The organism is Lysinibacillus sp. FSL W8-0992, assembly GCF_038008685.1.
Lineage (GTDB): Bacteria > Bacillota > Bacilli > Bacillales_A > Planococcaceae > Lysinibacillus.
The window spans coordinates 58,774-85,505 of record NZ_JBBOZQ010000001.1; the positions used below are offsets into that span (position 1 = coordinate 58,774).

13 protein-coding genes and 1 pseudogene are annotated in these 26,732 nt (G+C 37.1%); 7 read left to right on the forward strand and 7 right to left on the reverse strand.

Annotated features, from left to right (window positions below; genetic code table 11):
- Positions 1–68: 68 nt before the first annotated feature.
- The gene (locus tag NSQ74_RS00235; RefSeq protein WP_340820939.1) at positions 69–3,125 is read right to left on the reverse strand and encodes an S-layer homology domain-containing protein; all 3,057 of its coding nucleotides are present in this window, start codon (positions 3,123–3,125) and stop codon (positions 69–71) included.
- A gap of 633 nt (positions 3,126–3,758) precedes the next feature.
- On the opposite strand from NSQ74_RS00235, the gene NSQ74_RS00240 reads away from it, so the two are divergent.
- On the forward strand, positions 3,759–5,183 hold the full coding sequence (locus NSQ74_RS00240) for an MBOAT family O-acyltransferase (RefSeq protein ID WP_340826369.1): 1,425 nt from the start codon (positions 3,759–3,761) through the stop codon (positions 5,181–5,183).
- A 10-nt stretch (positions 5,184–5,193) separates the two neighbouring features.
- Positions 5,194–6,375 carry a DHHW family protein gene (locus NSQ74_RS00245; RefSeq protein WP_340820940.1) on the forward strand — a complete coding sequence of 394 codons (1,182 nt, stop codon included), beginning with the start codon at positions 5,194–5,196 and terminating at the stop codon, positions 6,373–6,375.
- A 200-nt stretch (positions 6,376–6,575) separates the two neighbouring features.
- Here the strand turns inward: NSQ74_RS00245 and NSQ74_RS00250 are convergent, their stop codons facing one another.
- Positions 6,576–7,472: a LysR family transcriptional regulator gene (locus tag NSQ74_RS00250; RefSeq protein WP_340820941.1), complete on the reverse strand. Its 897-nt coding sequence runs from the start codon at positions 7,470–7,472 to the stop codon at positions 6,576–6,578.
- Between the two features lie 122 nt (positions 7,473–7,594).
- Here NSQ74_RS00250 and NSQ74_RS00255 point away from each other — a divergent pair, with 122 nt between their 5' ends.
- Both NSQ74_RS00255 and NSQ74_RS23390 read left to right on the forward strand, forming a co-directional pair.
- Positions 7,595–8,683 carry an NAD(P)-dependent alcohol dehydrogenase gene (locus NSQ74_RS00255; protein WP_340820942.1) on the forward strand — a complete coding sequence of 363 codons (1,089 nt, stop codon included), beginning with the start codon at positions 7,595–7,597 and terminating at the stop codon, positions 8,681–8,683.
- Positions 8,684–8,807: 124 nt separating this feature from the next.
- Positions 8,808–9,119: pseudogene (locus NSQ74_RS23390) on the forward strand (hypothetical protein); the annotation flags it as partial.
- On the opposite strand, the gene NSQ74_RS00260 reads toward NSQ74_RS23390, so the two are convergent.
- From NSQ74_RS00260 to NSQ74_RS00270, 3 genes are all read right to left on the reverse strand, one after another.
- Positions 9,086–10,084: an acyltransferase family protein gene (locus tag NSQ74_RS00260; RefSeq protein WP_340820943.1), complete on the reverse strand. Its 999-nt coding sequence runs from the start codon at positions 10,082–10,084 to the stop codon at positions 9,086–9,088. The pseudogene NSQ74_RS23390 and the gene NSQ74_RS00260 overlap by 34 nt on opposite strands.
- A gap of 278 nt (positions 10,085–10,362) precedes the next feature.
- Complete coding sequence (locus NSQ74_RS00265) at positions 10,363–15,108, reverse strand: endonuclease (protein WP_340820944.1); 4,746 nt, start codon at positions 15,106–15,108, stop codon at positions 10,363–10,365.
- 91 nt (positions 15,109–15,199) lie between these two features.
- Positions 15,200–17,053, reverse strand: coding sequence for a bifunctional metallophosphatase/5'-nucleotidase (locus NSQ74_RS00270; RefSeq protein WP_340820945.1), 1,854 nt, complete (start codon positions 17,051–17,053; stop codon positions 15,200–15,202).
- Between the two features lie 558 nt (positions 17,054–17,611).
- On the opposite strand from NSQ74_RS00270, the gene NSQ74_RS00275 reads away from it, so the two are divergent.
- The 3 genes from NSQ74_RS00275 (at position 17,612) to NSQ74_RS00285 (ending at position 23,004) form a co-directional block, all read left to right on the forward strand.
- Positions 17,612–20,992 carry an S-layer homology domain-containing protein gene (locus tag NSQ74_RS00275; protein WP_340820946.1) on the forward strand — a complete coding sequence of 1,127 codons (3,381 nt, stop codon included), beginning with the start codon at positions 17,612–17,614 and terminating at the stop codon, positions 20,990–20,992.
- Between the two features lie 266 nt (positions 20,993–21,258).
- A complete protein-coding gene (locus tag NSQ74_RS00280) occupies positions 21,259–22,083 on the forward strand; it encodes a helix-turn-helix domain-containing protein (RefSeq protein WP_340820947.1) in 825 nt (274 codons plus the stop codon).
- Positions 22,084–22,113: 30 nt separating this feature from the next.
- The gene (locus NSQ74_RS00285; RefSeq protein WP_340820948.1) at positions 22,114–23,004 is read left to right on the forward strand and encodes a tyrosine-type recombinase/integrase; all 891 of its coding nucleotides are present in this window, start codon (positions 22,114–22,116) and stop codon (positions 23,002–23,004) included.
- A gap of 188 nt (positions 23,005–23,192) precedes the next feature.
- Here the strand turns inward: NSQ74_RS00285 and tnpA are convergent, their stop codons facing one another.
- Positions 23,193–23,645, reverse strand: coding sequence for an IS200/IS605 family transposase (tnpA, locus tag NSQ74_RS00290; protein WP_340820949.1), 453 nt, complete (start codon positions 23,643–23,645; stop codon positions 23,193–23,195).
- Between the two features lie 549 nt (positions 23,646–24,194).
- Positions 24,195–26,090 (reverse strand): pectate lyase-like adhesive domain-containing protein, encoded by a 1,896-nt coding sequence (locus tag NSQ74_RS00295; RefSeq protein ID WP_340820950.1) that lies wholly within the window; start codon positions 26,088–26,090, stop codon positions 24,195–24,197.
- Positions 26,091–26,732 lie beyond the last annotated feature (642 nt).

The window sequence follows — 26,732 nt, forward strand, 5'->3', positions numbered from 1 at the left end:
AAACAAAAAGTTTCATCTAATCACAAGGCTAGTTACTAGTAAACTAGTTTATAGCTTTACGCTATTTATTAAGATGCAGCAACGATTGTTACTTTTAATTCTTTTGTTGCGTTACCAACTTTAATTTTTAAAGTTACTTTAGCTTCTTTAACATCTGCATTTAATGTAGCTGTTGCAGCTGCAGTACCGTTACCAGAAATTTTAACATCTGTTACTTTTTCAGGTACGATTGTAACTGTTTCTGCTACAAGTGCAGAAATTGCTTTGTTACCATATTGGTCAACAGTTGCAACGTTTACTACTACTGGTGCATCACCTGTAGATTTTAAGTTTGCTACAGTTGAACCAGATACTAATGTAGCTTCTGTAATAGCTTTAGCAGCGTTGTAATCAGCTAAATTAACTGATGCAGCAGATGCTGTGAAGAAGAAATCTTGTGTTTTTTCAGCGTCAGCAGAAACAACGAATTTTTGTTCTAACACTTGACCAGTTGCATTAATTGTTACTTTTAATGTGAATTCTGTGTCAATTTTGTTAGCTGGTGTTGCTGAATCAGTGTTTAAAGCTGTATCAGCAATGTTTACTTTACCAGTAGTTACATCTTGAGGTGCAGCTAATTTACCGCCAGTTACTGTTGCAGTATATTCGTTCGCTTCAAGAGCAACTTTACCACCGTTTAGTAAACCGTTAATAGTGATGTTTTTGTCTGTTGCTACTTTAGTTTTACCAATTTCAGCAATTTCATAACCGTTGTATTCAGTACCATCAGTAACTTGTACTTTTACTTCAACAGCAGAATCAATTGTGCCATTTGGAGTTGTAAGTGCCACATTTAATGTTGCAGTTCCGTTTTTAAGAGCTTTTACTTGATTACCACTTACAGAAACTACGTCAGAAGTTCCAACTAATGTAACTGTTACAGGTTCAGCAGAGTTTTTCATTTCACGACCATATTGGTCTTCGATGATTAAGTGATCTTTAGCTGTAATTGTTACTGGAGCTTGAGCAGTTGAAAGTACTAAAGGAGTTTTAAGTCCACGAACTACAGTTGGAACTGCTTTAGCTTTAACATCTACAGTGATAGTAGCAACTTTGTAAGTTGAAGTTTGGAATACTAATGCTTGTGTTCCAGCAGTGTTGAATGTAGTTTTGTAGTAAACTTGACCATCTTTCACTTCAAGAGCTGATTCAGCAACTGTAGTACCGCCAACTTTAATACCTTTGTTAGCATCAGCTAATACTTTTTTGTTAGTGATTACGTTGCCTTCTTTATCAGTAACTGTTAATGGGATTAATGTAGATTCTTCAGCAACAGCGATTTCTGGTTGAGAAACAGAGATTGCATTAGTTGTAGAAGTTTCTGCAACTTTAACAGTATATTTAGCTGTTTGACCGTTAGTTGTTGAAATTAATAACACATCAGTGTCGCCAGCTTTTAAGATTGAAGATAATGCAACTACTAATTTATCTTTATCGCCAATTTTCACTTTAGAAACAGTGTTAGCAATTGTTAAGTTTGTAGTGTTTGTGTTTGTGATAACTAAACCTGTTGCTTTAGCAGCATCAGTAATTTCTTTACCATATTGATCTTTAAGATTTAATACGATATAAGCATCAGAAGCTTTAGAAGAATCATTTAAAGCTACTTCTTCACCTTTAGCGTTATAAACACCAGCTACTTCAATAGAAGAAACTGTAGATTCAGCAGATAATTTTACAGTTTTAGAAACTGAAGTACCTGTAGCAGCATCGAATAATACTACTGGTACGATATCACCGATTTTTTTACCTTCTACAACAGCACCTGATAATTTAATTACACCTTTAGCTGAATCAGCAACAACAGTTGTATTAGCATTATCATTTGTTTTTAAAGAAGTTGTTTTTGTAATATCTGTACCATATTGGTCTTTAACTACATAACCAACAGTTGCAGTTGTACCAGCATCGAAAGTGCCGTCAGCTTTAACTGCTTTGTCAACTACAGCTACTTCGTCTAAAACTTCAATTGAAGTTACTTTTTGAGCTTCGATTTTAACTGTGCTAGTTAATACATTTTCAGTTAAACCAGCAATGTTTACAGTGTAATCAGCTGCTTGGAAGTTTGTAGCTCCTACTAATTGAACTGATTTTTTGTCTTCAGACCAAACTAGAGTTACGTTTTGTTTGAAAGTACCACGTAGTAATTCAACTTTAGCTTTAGTAGTATCTTCTACTGCTTTGTTGAATTGTACTTCGATTGTTTTAGCGTTAACAGCTTTTACTGATTCTAATTTAACTTCAGTTACTTCATATGTAACTACAGCTGAATAAGTTTTACCGTCAATTTCGAACTCTACTTTAGTTTCTTTGTTTTCTACAAGTGGAGTTTCTAATTTTACAGTGTGTTTAGTGTCATCAGAAAGAGTTACTTCTAATGTAGTTGCGTCAACAACTTTAGCTTCTTTAACAGTTAAAACTGCTTCACCAACGTTTGTGATTGTACGGTGTAAGAATGATGCGAATTGACCACGAGTTAAAGAGTTTTTAGGGTTGAACGCTTTAACGTTTGTAAGTCCAGCATATTCTAAAGCGATAATTGCTTCACGGTTTTCTGTAGCTGTAGTTTTGTCTAAATCTGTGATAGCAGATTTGAAGTCAGATTCTTTGTAATCTGCTACTAAATCTACACCATAAACAGTGTTGATAGCACGTACTAATACTACTGCCATTTGTTCACGGTTCATGTTGTTTGTGTACATTAATTGGTTGTTAGAACCTTTGAATACGCCTGCATCTTTAACAAGTGCTGCATATTGTAGTAATTCTTGGTCTGGAGCTGAAGTTGGAAGGTCAGTGAAACGAGCTTCTGTTTTGTAATCAGCTGGAATTTCATATCCTTCAGAAATTAACCATTTACCTAAGAATTTTGCTACGTTACCGCGTGTTACCACTGCGTTCGGTTTGAATGTACCGTCAGTGTAACCTCCTACGATTTTAGCGTCCGCTAATGCTAAGATAGCGTCCTTGTGATCACTTGTTTCAATATCAGAAAAGCTTGCTGCGCTTGCTACTGGTACGATTGCTGATGCTACTAGAGCTGCTGATGCTGCGCCGACAACCCATTTGCTATATTTTTGTTTCATGTCTAAAAACCTCCTAGATAAATTAGCCACTTTTATGACTACGATTCTATTATAAGAGAAGTAGAACATACATATCTATGTGAAATATCTGGAATGAAAGATGTGGTAACAGTAATACTTTATTGGTTATACATACATTTTTTAGTTTTTTATATAGAGTTTTACCATCCAGCAATTAGTAGACAAGCGTTGCTTTTATGCGGAAAATATACCATTTTACCCATGGGTATTGAGACTTTTTCCCTTCCATATATTTTTAGCTAAGACAATTTTCTCACTTAAAGGAATAGTGAACAAATCATGAATTTACGTTACAATAATATAGGTAATTTATTCATTAATTCCCTTGGAAAATTGGATTAAGATTTTATGGAAACCAGAATCTAGCGATAGTCACTATATTCTATTAAGAAATAATGGGCTTCAATCAGCGGTATAACTGGGTTTACAAGCAATTTACTTAGGGGCTATCGGGGGCTCCCACAGTTCTATTTGCGAATCACTTGGGGCTATCGTCGATTCACGACTTTCTTTTAGCGATTCTGCTCACGGTACCGGCATCTTCAAGGTTTTAACAGCGACCTCGGCAATTCGCTAAGTTCTATCATTTACAGAGATGGGGATTTGACAGAAATGGTATTTAGTAGTCTTATTTTTTTATATGTCTTTTTGCCATTAGTAATGATTGTGTACTTCATCTCTCCGAAGATGCTACGCAATACGATTTTACTGTTGGCTAGTTTGTTCTTTTACGCTTGGGGTGAACCGAAATATGTGCTTTTAATGATGCTGTCTATCGTGCTCAACTATGTGCTAGGCATTGTCATCGAAAATACAGTTTCACAGTCTAAGAGAAAAACACTCCTTTGGTTAGTCATTGTTAGTAATTTAGCCATCTTAGGCTATTACAAATACGCTGGCTTTTTCGTGGACATTATTAACAATTATTTGGCACAGCCAATTGAATGGCAGGCTGTTCCACTGCCAATCGGCATTTCATTTTACACGTTCCAAGCACTTAGCTATGTTATCGATGTTTATCGCAAGGACGTAAAGGCACAGCGCAACTTTTTGGATTTATCACTTTTCATTACATTATTTCCACAGCTCGTTGCAGGCCCTATCGTTCGCTATCAAACGGTAGCTGAGCAAATAAAAAAACGTATCTCTACAGCAGACGATTGGATGATTGGGACGCGTCGCTTTGTACAAGGCTTAGCGAAAAAGGTACTTATCGCAAATCCAATGGGTGAAGTAGCCGATCACGTATTTAGCTTATCTGGTGGGGACTTAACAACTGGTACTGCATGGATTGGAATTTTAGCGTACTCCCTACAAATCTACTTCGACTTCTCAGGCTATAGTGATATGGCAATTGGGTTAGCACGTATTTTTGGCTTTAAATTTGAAGAGAACTTTAACTATCCATATATAGCTCAATCTGTTACAGACTTCTGGCGTCGCTGGCACATCTCACTCAGCAGTTGGTTTAGAGACTATGTCTACTTCCCACTTGGTGGAAGTCGCGTTAGCCACGAATGGAAGTTATATCGTAATTTACTTGTTGTCTGGACACTAACCGGTTTTTGGCATGGTGCAAGCTGGACCTTTATGGCATGGGGCTTTTACTATGGAATATTAATTTGCTTGGAAAAATGGGTATTGTTGAAATGGTTGGAACGTATTCCACGTGTAGTCCGACATATGTATATTCTTATTATTGTCATGATTGGCTGGGTTTTCTTTAGAGCGAATGACTTTACATATGCATTTGCATTTATCAAAACGTTATTTGGGTTATCAGACGCAGCATTGTATAACTATGAAACGATTTTACTGACGAAGGATTATGCTATTTACTTTGTTATCGCTATTATATTTGCAATGCCAATCTATAAACTTTATCAAAATTGGAGCGAACAAAAAGCTACCGCTTCCCTATCATTTGACTGGGGGCTACGCATTACGCAAACAATTTACTATGGCGCTCTTTTGTTATTTATCACGATGTTTTTAGTGAACGCAACACATAATCCATTCATTTACTTTAGATTTTAGGTGGGACATCATGCGAAAAATACAAACGTTACTTTTACCAATTACATTTTTTTGCATCATTTTCGGTGGCTTTGTCGTGCATGTATTAACAGTGGATCGTCCACAATCAGAGATGGAAAACCGACCATTAGAATCTGCCAACATCACGCCAAGTCCACAGGAAATCTTCTCAGGACAATGGTCCAAACAGGTAGAATCTTATATTTCCGATCAATTTCCTGCTCGAGATACATGGATGCGCAATTATGTTAACTTTCAACGTGTTGTGGGCAAAACTTATTTAAATGATAAGTACGCAGTAGATGATAAAAGCGGCTGGATCATTTCTAAACCAGCCGCAGCAAAAACTGAAGAAGAGCTAGCTTCCTTTGCCTCCGATTTAAAACGTTTAAGCGAAGGGCTAGCCGAAAAAAATATTCCGTTTACATTTTACTCACTACCAGCTAAGGCAACCTACTCTCGTGAGCCAAGTCCAAGCTTTATGCCTGAAGATGCTGGTATTGCCAACAACACCAAACTGCACGAACTTGTCACAACTGCTGGTGTAGACAATATCCGTCTATATGATGAAATGAAGGACGACTTTTCTGCAGAGCGCAACTTCTTTAAAACAGATCATCACTGGACAATACAAGGTGCATACTCTGGCTACGAAGCACTTATCAATACACTAAGCAAACGACTTAGCGAGACGATACCAACAATTCCATTTGATGAGGCCAATACAGTTTGCTTACCAAATAAATTCGCCGGCTCTTGGAATAAAATACTGTATATGACCGTGTATAATAATGAAAAAATTTGCTACAACGAGCCCGCTTCGTTCGCAACGCAATTTACTATTTACGACGGTACGATTGAAGGTGGGGTCACTGCACCATACGAAGCAGTATACGGTCGCGCAAAACAGATGAGTCCCGATGCAGTCGTGAACTACGCTGAAGCATACAGCCGCGACTTTGCTGAGCTCACAATCGTCAATAAAAATTATGACAGCGACAAACATCTCGTCGTCATTAAAGATTCATACTTTAACACCATCCAATTTCACGTAGCAAGTCACTTTAAAACCGTAACAATTTTAGACTTACGTTATTTGGATAAGGACATCATTTCATACTTACAAAACATGCAACCAGATTATGTCGTCCTTGCCTATAACGATCGCAATCTAAAACTAATGCCGGAATAAGCTTCATTGTTCGACTCGCTCATTTATAGCGGCGATTGCTGCTGGGTTACCGGCGATTCATGGAGTTCTATCGGCGATTCCTGTCGGGCTACCGGCGATGCTCCAAGTTCTATCGGCGATTTCCTCCAGTTTACCGGCGATACTCCGAGTTCTATCGAATATATAAATTAAGAAAAGCCGAATACTTTATTCGGCTTTTCTTATCTATAATTTTTATTATTAATTTCTATAAAAGCTTGAATCATATGTTGACGGAATTGCTTTGATACATATGAATACTTTTTGTTTTTTAACCAAGCGAAACCTACCATTTGATAGCAGTGGCTATTTTTCAAGCGAATGATTTTAGTATTCGCTAGTTGTTCACCTAAAAATGAATACTGCGGATAAAATGTAATCCCTTGTCCTTCATTAACAAGTTGTAAAACAATCGACATTTCCGTTCCTTCAAATACTATGTTTGGTGTAAACCCCGCTTGTAAACAGCATTTTTCAAACATACTAATAGATTCTAATCCAGATTTATATCCTATAAAACGTTCGTCTTTTGCTTCTAGTAAATCAATTTCATCAAATTGTGCAAGTCTATGATTTTTAGGAACAATCAAATCTAATCGTTCCTTTAAAACAGGAAGCCATTCAATATCAGTTCCTATAATCGGTGTATTGGAAACACACAACTCAATTTCCCCACTAATTAGTCGTTCCTTTGCTACTGAATCAGGGAGAATGGATTGCTGAATTCGAATATTCGGTCTACGATCATAGAAACTTCTAAATATGGGCGGTAGGATTGTAGAGCTCATCACACTAATCGATACACGATCTTCCTCTATATCTGCCATTTCTAGTACTTCTTCATGTGCCTCTTGTAAGATTTTTAATGCTCTCTCTACTTCCTGCGCATAATACTTTCCATAACGATTCAAACGAATTTTCTTACCATTTCGATCGAATAAAGGGACACCTACTTCATCTTCTAATTTGGCAATCGTTTTACTTAATGATGACTGTGTAATATTTAAAGAAAGTGCAGATTGAGACATATGCTCCGTCCTCGCCACAGCTAAAAAGTATTGTAACTGTAAAAGTTGCATAGTATTTCCCCTTATGAATCATAATGAATATAGATATAGATTTGAATATATTGTAGCGATATTTGCAAACGATTACAATGATAGCGAATTTCAATAATCTGTACTAAAGGGAGAATGAATATATGAAAATTAAAGCAGCAGTTACGCCTGGTCAAGGGCAAGATTTTATTATTGAAGAAGTAGAACTAGCAGGTCCAAAAGCGAATGAAGTGTTAGTGAAAATTGTTAGTACAGGTGTTTGCCATACAGATGCTGTTGCACGTGATGCCGCAATCGCCCCACTACCTGCTGTTCTTGGACATGAAGGAGCAGGAATTATTGAAGAAGTCGGTGAAGGTGTAACTCGTTTAGAAAAAGGTGATCACGTTGTACTTTCATTTGCGCATTGTGGACATTGTGATAACTGTTTAACAGGTCACCCAACAGTTTGTGAAACATTCAACGATTTAAACTTCGGCGGTACACATGATGATTACACACATCGTTTATCTAAAGATGGCCAGCCACTTTCAACATTTTTCGGTCAATCTTCGTTCGGTACTTATGCAATCTCACATGAGCGTAATGTTGTCAAAGTAGATAAAGATGTGGATTTAGCATTACTCGGACCTTTAGGCTGCGGTATTCAAACAGGTGCAGGTACTGTTTTAAATAAAATCAAACCAGAGTTTGGCTCAACAATTGCTATTTATGGTGCTGGTCCTGTAGGTTTAAGTGCGATTATGGCTGCAAAAATAGTAGGCTGTAAAACAATTATTGCTGTCGATGTACACGATTCACGCTTAGAATTAGCTAATGAGCTAGGTGCAACACATACATTTAACGGAACAAAAGTAGATGTTGTAAAAGAAATTAAACAATTAACAAATGGCGGTTCAAAATACGCAGTCGATACAACAGGCGTTCCTCCAGTAGTTCGCCAATGTTTACAAGCGCTACGTCCCCTAGGCGTAGCAGCAGTAGTTGGTGTAACACCAGAAATGACTATCGATGTGCACAATGATATCATGGCTGAAGGTAAAACAATGATGGGTGTCATTGAAGGTGATTCCGTACCAAATGTATTTATCCCTCAATTAGTGGACTACTATAAAGCTGGCCAATTCCCATTCGATAAATTGGTGAAGTTCTATGACTTTGACCAAATCAATGAAGCATTTTTAGCATCAAAAAGTGGCGAGGCAATTAAACCGATTTTGCGAATACAATAATGTTTCAGTGCTTGCTCGGGGTTTAATGGCGAATTTGCATGAGTTTAGTGGCGATTCACACAGGGTTGTTGGCGTTTCACTCTAGTTTAGTGGCGATTCGCGCAGGGGTGTTGGCGTTTCACTCGATTCTACCGGCGTTTCTCACAGGGCTACCGGCGTTTCACTTGAGGCTACCGGCGTTTCACTCGAGGCTACCGGCGTTTTACTCGGGTCTACCGGCGATTTACTCGAGGCTACCGGCGTTTCACTCAGGTCTACCGGCGATTTACTCGAGGCTACCGGCGTTTCACTCGAGTCTACAGGCGATTTACTCGAAGCTACAGGCGTTTCACTTGAGGCTACCGGGGTTTCTCTCCCCTACAAACAAAAAAGCAGTGATTTCTACTATAGAAATCACTGCTTTTACCGTTTCTTTAGTTTTCCGACAATCCATTGACTAAATGGTAGGTATGACAGTAGCTTTGTCAGCCCAATACAAACAACAAGCGTCCACAGCATAAGCAGTGGAACACGCATCAGTGTGCTATCAAAATGCGCCACGAACCAGCTTGTTGAAAGGCGTAAAACCTCCCAATGGATGAGGTAAATCATAAATGCATATTGACTAATTATCCGTACAACTTTCGTCGATGGTATTAACTGTCCCCAAGCAATCACACAAAGTACAACACTTACGACAAGTGGCACTAAATCGAGCCGTCTCGAGTGTACATCTATGTAACCAAGTTGCACACGAATATATAAGAACAGCGCAGATAGTATGACAAAAACAACGGTCGCTCCGCGATACTTCTTTGCCAGCACGGCTAATTGTTCATAATAAACACCTATCGCATATGCTACAGCAAAATAACCGAGCCAACCCGTAAACAGTAAGCGTATAACCATCACATTGTCCTCAAATATTGGATACGGCAATAAAATGATTGCATGATGCACAAGTGTAATCAATACACTAATGGGTAAAAACCACGCAATTGACCACTTGAAACGCTTCATCAGCGCAATCACCATATACAGCTGCATAATGACTACGACAAACCAGCCAACAAACTCGCCAGACACAACATTGTGATAATACTTATCCCATAGCAAGCCCTTCTGGTAAATTGACTCAACCAATAACGCATCTAAAAAAGCCCACACTAAAAAAGGCACAAAAATATATTGAATGCGACTCGACCAAAAATTAGTCGGTAGCTTTTCACGATAACGATTCGACAATATTAAAATGGATAACACAATAAACGTCGGTGTTGCATAGCAAAGCGCAATTCGTAAAAACAAATACAACGGTTGCTCAGGTTCTGCCCCAACCTCCATAATAACCCACGATGATGTATGCAATAGTAAAATGGATAGACATGCCACCACACGTAGTAAATCCCACTCTTTAATCACTACAACATTCTCCTAGTACTTTATATCTCTATTAAGCATGTCATAGAATGTCGATTAATGCAATGGTCGTACTTGGCATCTACTACAGCAAGCTTTTTAACTCATTTCCCAATGTTTTCGTTTAGGATAGCAAATATGAAAAAATTTGAGTCTCTCCATATCTTCCAAAAGATTTGGATTTATAATTTTTTACCCATATAACAGTCAGGTACTTGTCCTAAAAAACTAAAAGCCCACTTCACATCCAATTGAAGTGGGCTACCAATATATTATTCTGATTAATTCGCCATCTGTAATGCCGTTTTTTTACCATAAATCGTTTCTACCCATTCCGGGTGGTCGATAAATGGATTGCGATTACCTTGAACTTCATAGATTCTGTCGTTTCTTCGTTTTTCAAATTCATCTACGGGATCTTGTAGATGCCATTGTAAAAGGACAGAAAGTTTACCATGGTTAGGGGCTGTCCCATTATTAACTTTTTCATTTAATTCAAGGTCAACTTTATCGCCTGGCTCATAACGAGTTGCCATATAAAATAAGATACGTGCTACATCACCTTTTACATTATTAGGCGGCTCGAATGAATCCGAATCTTTCAAGCAACCATTACAACCCGACACTGGACTACCACCATTGTCAAAATCTAAATTTCCTCTCGAGCTATTCACTGAAACATCTGTAGGGCGTAAATGATGAATATCTGTTCCTGGTCCATTGCTCGTTCCAAAATTACCATGTGATTTTGCCCACGTATGCTCTCTGTTCCAGTTTCCTACTTTACCGCCATTGTTTGATTTAGGGCTTGATTTCCCAGAGTAAAATAACAGTACATTATTTAAATTATTTGGATCTTCATCTGTATATCTTAATGCCTCCCAAGCATCATCATATGACAGTACCTTTTGTTTAGAAATGATATCGTGAAGGGCTTTTTTTAGCGCTTGACCTTCTTTGTCATAGGCAGCTGCATAATAGTCGTTAGCGTTTACTGTAACACTAAAAATGGCAGTGACACTTTTCTTACCATCGGATGCCGTAACGCCAACAATGTGACTACCTTCTTCTAAATTCAGCGTTAATATTTTACCGTTTACAGTACCTTTTGTAGCTGTAAATGTCAGTGTGTCATTATCCGGATCAGCGAAATGTTCCGTTAAATCAATTGTAATTGCCGTTCCTATAGCTACTGTTTTATTTGGAATAGGATTTTTAACGACGGGTTGCTTGTTTTCAGAAGGTAAAGAAGGATCCACAATGGGATCCCCTTTAGAATTCGTAAATTTAATTTGTTCAAGCGTTGCACCATTCTTCAGTTCAATCAATTTTAAGTCGATATTGTCGGCGCCTCTAATTTCACTTACATTTTTACCGTCAATCGTGATCTTTTTAAAGGTATTGCCTTTTAAGTCAACAATGGCACCTGATTGATCTGGATTGATGATAACATTTGTCGTTTTAAAGCCCTCACCGTGAAGCTCAGTATAGTTCCCTTTCAGGAATACGCCTTCAGAAATAACAGATTTAGCATCTAAATGTAATGCCACACTAGGCTTTGTGATTGTTAATTTGTTTGTTTTAAAGTTTGTTAAATTATAAGTGATCTCAGCTTCAATCGGTTCAACAGTAGAACCTTTTTTCAAGTCAATTTGCACCATTACAGGGTCATGGTCACTTGCACGTCCTGCCATATCTGTAAAGTCCGCATTAATATGAAGAATATCAATGATTGTATTGTCTTTAAGGTTATTAGAAACTAAAATATGATCTAATACTTGCGAATTCCCTTGATATAAATACGTGTAACGATCAGCGTCTTCTGCTTTATTGATCATATTTGTCATCTCAGCACCTTCATGAATCTTAAGAGCTTCAGCAAATTGATAGTCGTTAAAATCACCTAAAGATACAATGTTTGCATCTGCATTTTTTGATTTAATGTCTTTAACAAAGTTATTTACAATCGTTGCGATTTTTTTACGTTGCACTTCACTTCCATAAACCGGTGGCTGTTTTGCTCCGAATAATGGCGTGTCACCAGATTTAGAATTCCAGTGGTTAGCGATAACGACCACATCTTCACCTTGGAATTCAAATTGTGCAGCTAACGGTTTACGGCTACTATTAAATGCTTCATTCGTAGGATCAATTCGACCTGGATTTAGCGTTAATTTACCGTTTTGATAACTAACGGCAGTAGTCGCATCGCCTGCTGGGATACCTTCCTTCAACTTCACTCTTTCTGGATTGTAAAGGAATCCAACACGAATATTTGCGTTTGGTGCACCACCGTCTGCATTATTCACCGGGTCAATATTGACATACTTATACTCAACGCCACTTGCAGCTTTAATGGCATCAATCAATCGTTTATAACTTTGATCTGCTTTCGAATCACCAGTCGATTCGCCGTTATTATCTTGTACTTCCGTAACCCCTACAATATCCGGCGTTTTCATATCGACACCGATTGCGCGTGCTAATTTACGTGCTTTATCATCTGACGTCGACGTTTTATTATTCGAGAAGTTTTCTAGGTTATAGGATGCAATTGTTAACTTATCATCCGCTTTAACAATCTTTGTTGTCTCAGGTTTTGCATTCCCTTTTACATGTGCTTGTTTCATCTCATCTAATGGCACATAGATTTTAAAGTTTTGATAAGAGTAGCCAACGATACCCGTAATAGGTCCCTTAAACTTATCACCTGTTGCAACTTCGAAATCACGAGCAGTTCCGTTTGGTTCTAATCTGAATTGAATACGATTTGGGTTTGTCTTCCCTTCCTCATACAAGACGCCACCATGAAGTGTATTCGTTGGTTCACTTTCTAAAACCGTCACTAAATCCCCATGTTCCTGTGGAGAGACAGCTTTGACATCGCCTACTTCCACACGCATACCTTCAATACTTTCCCAAAAATCAATGGCATCAATTGTCGGGTTGAATATTTGAAGATTGTCACTATCAATTTTGCTAAATGACATTTTTAATTTATCAATTTGAATGGCTTTCGGTAATGCTACGCTACTCTTTATTTTTTCTACTTTGCCACCTTGATCATTACGAACATTGATTTGCGTTGTTTTTAAATCTGTTTGGTTGGCGTCACTATAGCCATCGTACGCAAATTCATCTACTTTACCTGTTACAGATACTAAATCACCTACTTGAATCGGCCAAGCATTTTTCCCACTATAAAGTAAGATTGCTTCAGATGTATTTGGATTATTATCCGCCAATTCATCAGGCGTTTGAATCGTATAATACGTACTACCGTTTAAAGCAAATGAATACGTCACGATTCCTTGAATACCTTCAACTGTTTTACCCGCAAACGGAGAAGTATGCCCCTCCCCTTGAATATTATGAATCTGCAAGGCATCTGTAATAGTATAGTCATAGGTCATAATTTCACTAAATTTACCATCACTCGCTTTTACAACTGCTTTTAATGTTGTATTTTGAGTAATCTCGATTGGCGTTGTATATTTCGTACCACCTACAGTTGGATCTGAGCCATCTACTGTGTAGTAGATTTCTGCATTTGCTGTCGATGTAGATAAAGTAACTGCTGTTTTATTCACAAATGTCCCACTTCCAGGAGATGCAATGGCAGGCTTTAACGCTGTACTATCCACTACAATATCCGATGCAGAACGAGGAATCAGTTGGTAATCATTATCGAACTGTTGCACAATACCTGTAATCGATTCATATGTTGTGCCTACAGTTAAACCAAGCGTAGCTGTTTCATCTCGTACTAAGAAATTGCTACCATCACTAGCTGTGAAGTTTGCCCAGCCGCTTCCTTCTTGAACATTTGTAAGCGTGACATTTTTTACAGTAATAAGTTTTGATTCATTGGCTTCCTTTACCTCTGCTCCTGTTACCAGTTTTGCAGTTGGTTCACCAACGCCTGCTACTTTATCGATGAGTTGAGCACTATCTAATTGCAATAAACCTCTGTAATCAGCTAACGTACCTTTGAGCGTTACTTCATCACCAACATTCGCATTTAAGCTAGTCGGACGAACTGCAATACCTCCAGTTGCATCTTGCACAGAGATTGTATTTTTCAGTTTCCCTGCCACAACACCTTTGATTGTTACTGATGTTCCGTTAGCTTTTGCTCTTGCATCAGCGATAGAAAGAATATCTTCTTGTCCAACTACTGTATAATTGAAAGTTTGTACATCACTATTATCTAATCCCTCTGCTACAGCAATTGCTTTTATTGTTGTTGTTTTATCAATAACAATTGGTTGCGAATATAAAGTGCTGTTCGAAGTCGGCTCTGTACCATCAGTTGTGTAATAAATCGTTGCGCCTTCCGTTGCTGAAGCTAATGCAATTGCAGTACCAGTCGCTATCGTTCCAGAAGGTGTAGAAGCTGTTACTGCACCTACCTTAACAATCGGCCCTACTTCTCCGCCGTCCATAGAATGACTGCCTAAATGTGTAAAGTCATTAATAGGGTATTTTTCCCATTCACTTGCATTAAATGCATCATCAATTATTGTATCTCCAGATGTGACAGAGCTTTTACGTACTAATGTGACATCTTTAGCAAAATCTGCTTTAATGCCTGCTTGCCCAATAGAATCAATAACTGCCCCATTTTTCCTTAATACGACTGGATCGTCTCCATTGAAATTAATAACAGTAGAATCATCTTTATCGCCAACTTGCTTAATGGCCAAATCTGCATCTTTATGGTACAACACATAAGTAGCTCCATGTTCTATTGTCCCTGATAACTTCAATGTTTTATCAGCAGTTGCTAAGCCATTTGTATGCAGCTCTAACGTATAATTTGCTAAATCGATTGTTGCGCCAGTACCATTATAGATTTCAATCGCCTTATTAAAACCGCTGCCTTCAATGTATTCCGAAATAATTAAATCAGTTGCTAACGTAGCGGCTTTGGCATTTAAGGGTGCTGCTGTAGGAACAACAGCGCTCGCAATTAGACTTGTCGCTAAAAAAGCATGTATTGGTTTTCTCCAGTTCTTTTTATACATCCAAAAAGTTCCCCTTTCAATATGGACAAACGAGTGTAGTTAACATTAAAATACAAAGCCTCCATCCCACTAGAAGAAGGCTTTGCAATACTTATAGAATTGTATCTCCTGTAACATCGACCCCATCAAAATTAAATAGGTCTCCCGTTAATTGTGAAAGATCAAGATTGCCTCCGACTTGTAGATTGTTAAATGAGAATTGCGCTGGCACAGTCCCAGTTAAAATTAAATTCCCTTTCACAACTGCATTTGCTAAAGAAGCAATATTTGAGATACTTACTGTTACATTTCCTTCGTAAACTTTTGGTTGTCCAGCAGTTCCAGAGAAATCAGCTCCATCAACTTTTTCAGGCTGTTGACTATTAGCGACGTCTACGATTCTACCTTCAACTTTCGGATTGACATTCACTAAAGATTTTAAATGCTCAGCGAGATTTTCCCAGTCCGATAAACCTAAATCCGTTACGCGTCCATCTTCATATGCCTTTTTCAAAACATCAAAGCCATCTCCGCCTTTTGCAGTAAATGCATTTGTAGCGATTGTATACGTTTTATTATCCTGAATTTCGATGTAGTTATTTTGAGCATCTTTGTAAGAGATTTTAACAATTCGTTGACCTGCTGGTTTAGAAGAATCAAATTCTACCTTTGCACCTGAAACATGTAGGAAACCACCATTTTCAAGTGGATATAGGCTCACACTTTTTTCAAGTGTTTGTTTTAATTCCGCTCCAGTTAAAGTCACCGTTGCTAATGTATTACCAAATGGTAGAACGGAAATAACTTCACCTACCGTTATTGGACCTTGATTAATTGCTGTACGAATACCTCCGCCATTTTGTAGCGCCATAATTACATCTGGATTATATTTTTTTGCTTTTGCGAGCATGCCATCTGTAATAACATTCCCTAACGGCGTTTCATTTTTACGAACACTCGGCTTTGTCTTATCACCATTATCACGTGGATTTTCCAGAGCTACTGTTGCAGTTGCACCTGTTTCAGATTTAGAAACTGCATCAACTACATCTTTATATGGCTTTAATGTCGCCACAGCATTTGCATCCTCTGCATAGTCTGCCACTTTTAATAAAGCCCCATTATGTGCAATGACTACACCTTGTGGGTTAAAGGTAACATCCAATGTCCCTAAGTAATCATTGTATTGATACGCTTGTACAATAATTGTCTTATCTTTCGCTTGTCCACCCATATTCTTATCGACTACAACAGGTTTATCAAGTTGCGTATGGCTATGACCGCCGACAATCACATCGATGCCTGCTACTGATTTCGCTAGCATAAGGTCGTTATCATATGCAGGATTATCGTCGTACCCGATATGCGTTAGGGCAATGATTTTATTAACGCCTTTATCCTCAAAAGCTTTAACTGCTTTTTCAGCTTCTTTAATATAGTTTTCAAACTCGATACTACCAGGAGAAGAAATATCTTTTGTCTCAGCAGTAGTTAAACCAAAAATACCTACTTTTTCTCCGTTAATTTCTTTAATGATTCCATTGTAGATTTTGCCGTTTTTCGGATCACTTGAAATTAAATCTGAGAACAACCCAGTAAATTTACCATCTTTAGAAAAATCAACGTTAGCTGAAACAAATGGGAATTGAGCGCCTTCGATAAAGTCTACTAACGCTTGATGCCCTTCAGAACTGGAGCCTAAATCAAACTCATGGTTACCAAATGTCATCACGTCATAACCCATTAAGTTCATAAACGCCAAATCAGCTTGTCCTTTAAATTCATTGAAGTATAAAGATCCAGAGAATACATCTCCAGCATCAACTAGTAATGCATTTGGTTTTTTCGCTCTAACCTCCTTGACTGCTGTCACCTTTCTAGCAATATTAGTTAAATTCGCATGCGTGTCGTTAGAATGCATTAACGACAAATTAAAATTACCTTTGCTATTCCCACCTTGTACCATCTCTCTATCTCTCTATCTGGCTTTCGGTTTGGGCCTACACCGTACAAGCGACTTTCATCGCATACGGCGTGCCATCAATAGTAGTAAAACTTATTTCCCCAGTACATATATATGAAACCATATTAGTGTTAATGCACTATTTAAAAAATATTTATTAGTTGTAAATTTATACTATTTTTAGTAATACATGATTATGTAAAAATAGTGCAATTGTTAACGGTAGCTTCACTTTTCCTAAATAATAAGTAGGTAACGATTTAGCTTTTTCGCTACCTCCAACTAGCACTTATATAATGTTGTCAAACATCCTACATTGAATCATTGCTCCTTAATTTTGTCTTAGAAGCAATCGGAAACTTTATTCCTTTTGTTAAATTAAAGATACCTTATTAGAATTTCATCAGAAATCCGCCGCTAGACCTCCCCTATATTCCATACATAAGTTAACTACAGAAAATAGTACGACCTTTTAAACCATCAATTATGTGTAGTTGTTTATTTACTACATAACTATGTAGTAGAGACATAATTTTTTAACTTAGAGGAGGAAATTTTTCTATGGCTAACCAACCAAAGAAATACCAAAAATTCGTAGCTACGGCTGCAACGGCTACTTTAGTAGCTTCTGCTATCGTACCAGTGGCTTCTGCAGCAGGATTCTCAGATGTAGCAGGTAACGACCACGAGGTAGCAATCAACGCACTTGCTGATGCAGGTATCATCAATGGATACGCTGACGGCTCATTCAAACCAAACCAAACAATTAACCGCGGTCAAGTGGTTAAATTATTAGGTCGTTATTTAGAAGCACAAGGCCAAGAAATTCCAGCTGACTGGAATACAAAACAACACTTCAACGATCTACCAACAACAGCTGAAGCTGAACTAGTTAAATATGCTGCACTTGCAAAAGATGCAGGCGTATTCAACGGTTCAAACGGCAACTTAAACGCTGCTCAAACTATGCAACGTCAACAAATGGCAGTAGTTTTAGTACGTGCTATTAAAGAAATCGCTGGCGTAGACTTAGTTGCTGACTACAAAAAAGCTGGTTTCGTAACTGAAATCTCTGACCTAGAAAAAGCTTACTCTGCTGAACAACGCAATGCTATCGTTGCTTTAGAATACGCTGGTATCACTAACGTATCTAACTTCAACCCAGGTAACAGCGTAACTCGCGGACAATTCGCTTCATTCTTATACCGCACAATCGAAAACGTTATTAACACTCCTGAAGCTGGTGTTGCTGCAGTTAAAGCTATCAACAACACAACTGTTGAAGTGACATTCGACGAAGAAGTGGACAACGTACAAGCTCTTAACTTCTTAATCTCTGATCTTGAAGTTAAAAACGCTGCTGTTAAACAAACAAACAAAAAAGTTGTTGTTTTAACAACTGCTGCTCAAACAGCTGACAAAGAGTACACTGTATCTCTTGGCGAAGACAAAATCGGTACATTCAAAGGTATCGCTGCTGTAATCCCAACTAAAGTTGATTTAGTTGAAAAATCAGTACAAGGTAAACTAGGCCAACAAGTAACTGTTAAAGCTCAAGTAACTGTTGCTGAAGGTCAAACTAAAGCTGGTATCCCAGTAACGTTCTTTATCCCAGGTTCTGCTAATGGCGTGAAAACTCCAGTAACAGTTGAAGCTTTAACAAACGACGAAGGTATCGCTTCTTATACTTACACTCGTTATGCTGCAACGAACGACACTGTAACTGTATACGCTAACGGTGACCGTTCTAAATTCTCAACTGGTTATGTATTCTGGGCAGTTGACACAACTTTAGAAATTACTGAAGTTACTACTGGTTCTACTATCAACAACGGTGCGAACAAAACTTACAAAGTAACTTACAAACACCCAGAAACTGGTAAACCAGTATCAGGTAAAGTACTTAACGTTTCTGTAAAAGAAAACATTGACGTAACTGTTGATAAATTACAAAATGTTACTGTTAACGGTCTTGCTGTAGTTCAAACTAGCGATAACAACACTAGAGCTGCACAAATCACAACTGATTCTAAAGGTGAAGCTACATTCACAGTTTCAGGTTCTAACGCTGAAGTAACTCCAGTAGTATTTGAAGCGACTCCAGTAACAGTGACTAATGCAAATGGAACAGTTACAACAACTGGTTACACTCAAAAATACACTGCAGATACATTACAAGCTTCTGCTGCTAAGGTGACATTCGGTGCTGTGCAAGCTGCTTATTCTCTTGAATTAACTCGTGATGGTGGCGAAGTTTCGGCTACTGGTGTTTTAAACGGCCGTAAATATAACCTAGTAGTGAAAGATAAAGATGGTAAACTAGCTGCTAACGAAATAGTTAACATTGCATTTAATGAAGATCTTGACGGAGTAATTTCTACAGTTACTTCTGCACAATTCGTAAAAATCGAGAACGGTAAACAAGTTGGCTACGGTGGTAAAAAAATTACTGTTAAAACAAACGCTAAAGGTGAAGCTAGCTTTGTAATCTCAAGTGATGCTGTAAACTCTTATGCTACACCAATTGCTTGGATTGACATTAATAACCAAAGCGGTAAAGATGCAAACTTGGACAAAGGAGAACCTTCTGCAATTGCACCAATTTCATACTTCCAAGCACCATATTTAGATGGTTCTAAGTTAGTATCTTACAAAGGTAATACAACTACTGAAACTGACAAGTTTGCTGGTGGTGATACTGCAACATTCAAAGTACAACTTACAAACCAAAGTGGTAAAGTAGTACCGAATTCTGGTTACACAACTAAGGATGTTACGTACACTGTTTACAACACCGGTGCAAACAATCTAAAAGTTGGCGATGTAGAAATCGCTCCAAACCGTGTGTATACAGTAGTTGCGCCGACTGGTGAAATCGCTGTTACTTCAGTAGATGGTAAAACTTCTTCTGTGAAGGTTCTTGCTACTGGTGTAGCTAAAGAAGTTAACGGTAACAAAGAATTCGCATTTACTTCAAAAGAAGCAACTGCAACATTCACTTCTACATCTGAAATAACAAATCTATTTACTGGTGACATTCATTCATTCGATACAGATAAAGAGACTGTCGTATTTACTGATGGTTCTATTCTAAAAAATGCTGTGAAATATGCGGGTGAAACTGATAAAACATATGTATACAGAAACGTTAATGGTGCACCAATTTCTAAAAATCAGTTTGTAAATATTCTTAAGGAAGCAATTACAGGCGTAAAAGTAACATATGAAGTAAAAGATAATACTGTATCATTCTTTGTTCTTTCTATTAATGCTGGTGGAACTAAGCCGATTGATACTGTTGGAGGAAATGCAAATAATGTGGCTGCTGTTAATACAGCAAAAGGCAAAGTTACAGTAGCACCTTCTTTAGCTACAGTTGCTGCTACAGATACTGCCGAATATAAACTTACAGCTGTAAAAGAATATGTAACAAAAGAAGTAAATGATTCTTCAATAAATGTAGCGGTAGTAGAAACTTCTATTACTGGAACTTATACAGTTACATTATCAAAAGGGTCAAGTACAGCTACAGTATCTGTTACACCACAATTTGGCCAAAAATTAACTGCTGATTTTATTACTTCTACAATTGCTGTGAATGGCCACAATTTAGATCTTGGTATCGTGTCTACACTTGCTGGTTTCACAATTGCTAATGTCAGACCAAGTATTGACGATGCACTTGATATTACGACAGAATATAATAATACGCTAATTACTGTTTCTAAAGCGCTTGGTGGTACTGGCGAAAATAAGGCTACTGAAGAACCTGCTAATATAAAGAATAGAACTTTAAAAATTCACTTCGAAGCTCAAGCTACTGGTTACATTAAAGAAAACTTTACAGCAACTATTACAATTGATATTTTGGGTAACCGTACTACGGCGGTGAAAGTAACCCCACCCCCAGCACCAACTCCTGAACCAGATCTTACTTTTTAAGTTGAGAAGTTCAGTGAAATGAGTTGATAGATAAACCCATGTTTTCAGCAAAACATGGGTTTTCTTTCTTAATATAAACACCAGTAAAGTATAATAAATCCTTTTATTGAAATTATCCAATATAGTGCATATTCTAATAACCCATCAATTTATCTTCTTTTCCCTCGCAATATATTGCATAGTTCCAACATTCATTTTAACTAATCTTTTAATAGAAAATGTACAAAAGGAAGATAATTTTAATTCGAAGGTTAAGGAGTGAAGAAATGGTGCCCAAAAAAGGACAAGCCATTGCTCTTGGAAATCGCTTAAAAAGGCTCCGCCATAAGCATCACTTAACGATTGCAGGGTTAGCTGATTTATTAGGAATTTCGCATAGTTATGTAGGTTTTATCGAAAAGGGCTCAAGAAATGCATCTGAAAAAGTATTGAAAAAGTATGCGGATTTTTTTGAAGTGTCTTATGAAGAATTAGTTGAATTACAGTTACAAATAGAAAACCCTACCCAGAGAGAAAATCCTCTCCCTTTAACAGATGAGATATTGGAATTAAACAGTTTATTAATGAAATTAAATGAAGAATTTCGCTCTTCAATTATCGAAGACTTTAAGGAGCAAATTCAACAGACGCTTTATAACCTTCTGACCCCGTATGATATTTCTGATATAAAAAAACATATTACTAAAATAAAAAATGATTGGTTTTCTGAAAGTGACGAACCACAAATAGAAATGAAAAACTACACGGGCTATATTGCCTTATCGAGTGAGCAATTATATTTTCAATTATATGTAGAGCACAGTGTACTGCATATTCAGTTATTATATAGCGATAGAAAACAACGAACGCTTTTTGAATGTTGGTTAGGTGATTGCTCCTTTTCCTATCAGACTGAGGAAAATTTGCAGCACATTAGTGAACCTCAGAAAATATTAAATATACTATGGCTAAGTCCTAATATGTCCTATCGACAACAACATGAATATTTAGTAACAAAAGAGCTACTTTCTTTGGAGTTAAATTATTGCGATGCAAAACTAAATTGGTTTGTTCATAATTACGATCAGCATAATTCACTGCAAGACATATAAGAAAACATTAGCTAAGGAGCTGATCTCTCTTTGATTTTCCATTCAGACTTTGACTTACCTAAGTACTCAAAAAAGTTTCTTCAACATCTAAAAAGAAAGTACTATTCAGAAGAAACCATTATTGGCTATGAAAATGATATAAAAAAATTCTCCTCTTTTATTTACCAATTATATGATGGTCACATATTAACAGAAGAAATATCGAAAGATGACATCCTAGAATATCTAGATTTTTTAGGTAATCAAGATTATAAACCTAGCTCGATTAGTCGATATTTTTATGGTGTGAAGGCATTTTTCAAATATCTTGTTATCGAGTTAGACTTTAGGGTGGATCCAACAATTGGCATATCTACTCGAATTGTTTACGTCCCTTTACCAGAAATATTAGATATGGATGAAATGGCATTAGTAATGTCTACAGCAAAAGAATACTCTGAGTTTTACCATGTATTAATCAGTTTACTTTACTATACGGGTTCAAGAATAACTGCTGCTCGAACATTGTTAAAGGAAAATGTTGATATAAAAAATAATAAAATATACTTCCCACGGATTAAAGGCGGAAGAGATCTTCATTTACCATTACATCCTAAATTGCATCAAATATTGAAAGATTATTTACACAATACAAAAGACAACGGATCAGACTATTTATTCCCATCTCCCGTAAGCCGTAACATGCCAATAAGCGGTGTAGAAATACGCATCAAATTAAAAAAAATCGGTTCACAATGCAATATTACAAAACGCTTAACACCCCATGTCATCCGTCACTGTACCGCAACACATTTAACACTACTCGGTGTAGATCAACATTATATTGCTACTTTGCTTGGACATACTGACTCTCGCTCCACTGCACGATATCAACATTTGAAAGTAGATGATTTGAGATCAGCTATGAAAAAGTTGAAATGAGAATAAAACAGCGAATATTTATTCAAATATAACAATAAATATAACAGAATCAAAGCTTAGAAACCCACCAGTAAAACTGGTGGGTTCACAACGCGTGAAACGCTCGCTTACTACCCCATGTCTCACGACATTCTGAAAGGTCCGCCAACCGTACTACTTTTTTAATAAAACCGCTAAAGCGGCTGACTCTATTCAAATTTATAGGGATTAATAATTTCATTCATTGTAATCTGATCATAGCGTATATCTTCTTGTAATTGTCTTTTAATATACTTAGAAATCACTTTTTGATTTCGACCGACTGTATCCACTAAGTATCCTCGACACCAAAATTGACGATTCTCCAATTGGTATTTTAAACTGGCATGCCGGTCGAAAATCATTACGCTACTTTTCCCTTTTAAATAACCCATGAAAGCGGAAATACTTAATTTCGGAGGAATATTTACAAACATATATATATGATCCGCACACGCTGCTGCTTCTACAATTTCTACACCTTTTCTTTCACATAACTGACGTAGTATCCTTCCTATTTCCGCTTTAATTTGACGATAAATTACTTGTCTTCTATACTTCGGTACAAAGACGATATGATACTTACAATTCCATGTTGTATGTTCTAAACTCTTAATATCCATTTGGAGCTCCTTTCGTACAAAGTCGGCTGACTAGACCTGATTTTATTGTACGATTGGAGTTTTTTTTTTGTCCATTGCTAAAAGCTTTCCTTCCCCCTACACAGCAAGGAGATTCATAACATACAAAACATGATTTATTTCCTGGTCAAAAATTTATCTATACATTGGTAATAAAAAGATTCATTATCTTGTAAGCTTAATTTTGGCCCTGCTTATACTACATTTTCTCATATAGATTTCGAATCTGACCTACACAGTACAGGCGACTTTCGGGTATACACTACATTCCATCAATAGTATAATCTCACCTTCAAGTGAAGACTTGGTTATTTAGCTGGAAAAGTGATATTCGTGTTTCGCCATTAATCATTTTATAACCTATTAATAAATTAATACCTGCCGTTCAGCAGTTTCAGGCTTCACTACTAGGCATTAACATTCACTTCATGACATACAAAAAGCCCTAACATCTGTAGTAGATGTTAGGGCTTAATATATCAATATCTATTAATGTAAATATATTTACTTAGGCACTAAATATATTAATATTTATTCAAAGAAATCATTTTTGTTTAAACCATCAATTATTAAGTTTCCTTGATTTGATGTACATGTAATTTTAAATTGTGCAGTACCTACTTTTTCTGCATTTGCTTTTACATCTGCATTTTTCAGACGATTATTTATATATTTTACTAAGTCATCAATCGTCGCAAAATTAGAAGCCAAATTAATTGTTACTGTATTTGTTTCATCACTAATTGTAAATGTACGATTTTTAGATGTATCGACATCTGTTCCATGCGCTTGATTATTATCAAAGAAATACGCCCAATCGTTTCCTAGTAATGTAATTGTTGCCTGAGAACCTGTAGAAAATGTCCCTATATAAAATTGGTCATTTTCATAATTCCCTGTCGCCATTACTGGGCGAGACATTAACTCCGTATATTGTGAATCGCCATTCGCCACGTCTTTATCAACATAAAATTGTTGAATTGCACTTTCTACTACACTTCCCATCGCTAATCCTTTTGAGAAATCAGTTGATAACTTCCAAGAAACAGTTACAGGAATATCATCCACTCGTGCTCCTTTTTGCACACGAATCATAAAATCTTTTTTACTACCAGTAAAATCACCTACTGTAACGGGTTTACTAACTAGTTGTGCTTGTGTTGCTTGTACAGTAGAAAAATCTAGATTTGTTAGTGTTTTACTTGTAAAACTCTTTGGCGTCTCTATTATTGTAAAAGGTATATCTCTATTTTCTGAAGCAAGAATATAGTTTGTATATAACTCTTTGCCTGGTCTAATATCTTTAGCAAATTTATATTGGTTCGCTAAATCTACTACAGTTGCATTATTACCAACTGTCCAAATGGAGATATTTTCATTCGTATGTGTACTGTTTCCAGCAACAGTTAATGTAGAAGATGAAGTAACATCTTTTCCTTGTGATACTTCAATACCCCCAAACTCGTTACCAGATGTCGTGATGGCATTGACCTTCACTTGTGAACCATTTACTAACAGCCCTGCATCTGCATTTTTAACTGTGACACCATCAAGGTTGACGCCAGTTGCATTATACACTTGAAGAGCGTAGAGTCCATCCCACTTGTTGGCAGTATTTACAGCCGATGCGTCTACAGTAAGGTTTGAAATTGAAACACCTGTTGCATCTAGAACCGTTAACACTGATTTGTTTGGATTTGTGTAAGTCATACCTTGCTTAGCAATTAACTGAAAGTTTCCACCATCAATCTTTTGATTTGCTTGTTTTACAAGAATTTGTGATGAAGTTGCAATATCTTTAGTGAATTTAATGTTGTGAACTGCTGTATTGTTTAGAGCACTTTCTAATTCGGCTTGAGTTCCTACCGATGTAACAATACCTGGACCTGGCTTAACCGTTTCAGGTGCATTTCCGTTAATTACAACATCCGCATTTTTTTCTACTTCGATAATCGCTCCAGCATTATTCACTGTTGATCCTGCGGTATTCACTATTAATGCCCCAACAGAAGCAGCAGTAGGAATTGTTACTACAGCAGGTCTATTTAATGTAATACTTGCCACACGTGCAGTTGCACCTAATACAAGTTTTGTACCTGCATCTGGATCATTGAATATTAAGTTATTCCATGATACATTCTCATTCCATGTGTTTCCACTTACATTATTGATTGTGATAGTTCCAGTAGCAGTTGCAGCATTATTTACAGTAGCATTAGCAGTATTTACTGTTAAATTACCACCAATATTTCCTGCAGAGATATTTAGCGTTCCTGCTGTATTGCTAGAGATTATTACATCACCTGTCAAAGTATAACCATTTAAATTTAAGTGTGCTAATTTACTAATAGTGATGGGGCTAGTAGAGAAAGAAGCTGTTAATTTAATAGTGTCTCCATCTTTAACAGTTGAGATTGCTGTAGACAATGATAGTGCATTATTTACATTGAAAGTGGTTGCGCTATTCTCGTCTTATACCATGTACAATGGCTTTCGATTCGAGCCTACACCGGACAAGCGGCTTTAACCGCATACGGCGTGCTGTCAATAATAGTCTGACTATTCAGTATTTATAACTTAAAAAAAGGAGTAACCACATATATGTGATTACTCCTATGGAATTACTGATTGTAAGAAACAAATTTTTTGGGGAAATAAGTTTCTTATTGAACTACTACTGACTAGGTTCCTTCGCTCCTGCTAGTTTTACCCTTCTCGTATGTTACCATACAAGTCCAAACGGCTAGCAATCAACACTACTATGAACCTGCTGCCATCTTATTAGTTTCATTGGTGCTGACACACCTAACCTAATAAGACTTCAAACGTTCCACAACTGCCATCCCTCTTTTTGATTTCCTTAGGTTTCCACTATCCAGGTGTAAGAACGACTGGTTTAACAGTCAATTCATCAATCGCCACTATAGTATTACATCTATAAGGATGTACAGTGAACTCCTAGCTTAATTTCGCACCGTACACTAGCTTACCCTGCCTACATGGATTCGTTTGCCTAACCATAGAAATCTTTTAAAGAACCCCGCCTCGGTTCACCGAGTACGACTTCAC

Bases quoted from the DNA above. Each gene is read 5' to 3' on its own strand.
- NSQ74_RS00255 (WP_340820942.1), top strand. From the start codon at position 7,595: ATGAAAATTAAAGCAGCAGTTACGCCTGGTCAAGGGCAAGATTTTATT.
- NSQ74_RS00270 (WP_340820945.1), bottom strand. From the start codon at position 17,053: ATGGTACAAGGTGGGAATAGCAAAGGTAATTTTAATTTGTCGTTAATG.
- NSQ74_RS00240 (WP_340826369.1), top strand. From the start codon at position 3,759: ATGGTATTTAGTAGTCTTATTTTTTTATATGTCTTTTTGCCATTAGTA.
- NSQ74_RS00235 (WP_340820939.1), bottom strand. From the start codon at position 3,125: ATGAAACAAAAATATAGCAAATGGGTTGTCGGCGCAGCATCAGCAGCT.
- tnpA (WP_340820949.1), bottom strand. From the start codon at position 23,645: ATGGATATTAAGAGTTTAGAACATACAACATGGAATTGTAAGTATCAT.
- NSQ74_RS00280 (WP_340820947.1), top strand. From the start codon at position 21,259: ATGGTGCCCAAAAAAGGACAAGCCATTGCTCTTGGAAATCGCTTAAAA.
- NSQ74_RS00275 (WP_340820946.1), top strand. From the start codon at position 17,612: ATGGCTAACCAACCAAAGAAATACCAAAAATTCGTAGCTACGGCTGCA.
- NSQ74_RS00245 (WP_340820940.1), top strand. From the start codon at position 5,194: ATGCGAAAAATACAAACGTTACTTTTACCAATTACATTTTTTTGCATC.
- NSQ74_RS00265 (WP_340820944.1), bottom strand. From the start codon at position 15,108: ATGTATAAAAAGAACTGGAGAAAACCAATACATGCTTTTTTAGCGACA.
- NSQ74_RS00250 (WP_340820941.1), bottom strand. From the start codon at position 7,472: ATGCAACTTTTACAGTTACAATACTTTTTAGCTGTGGCGAGGACGGAG.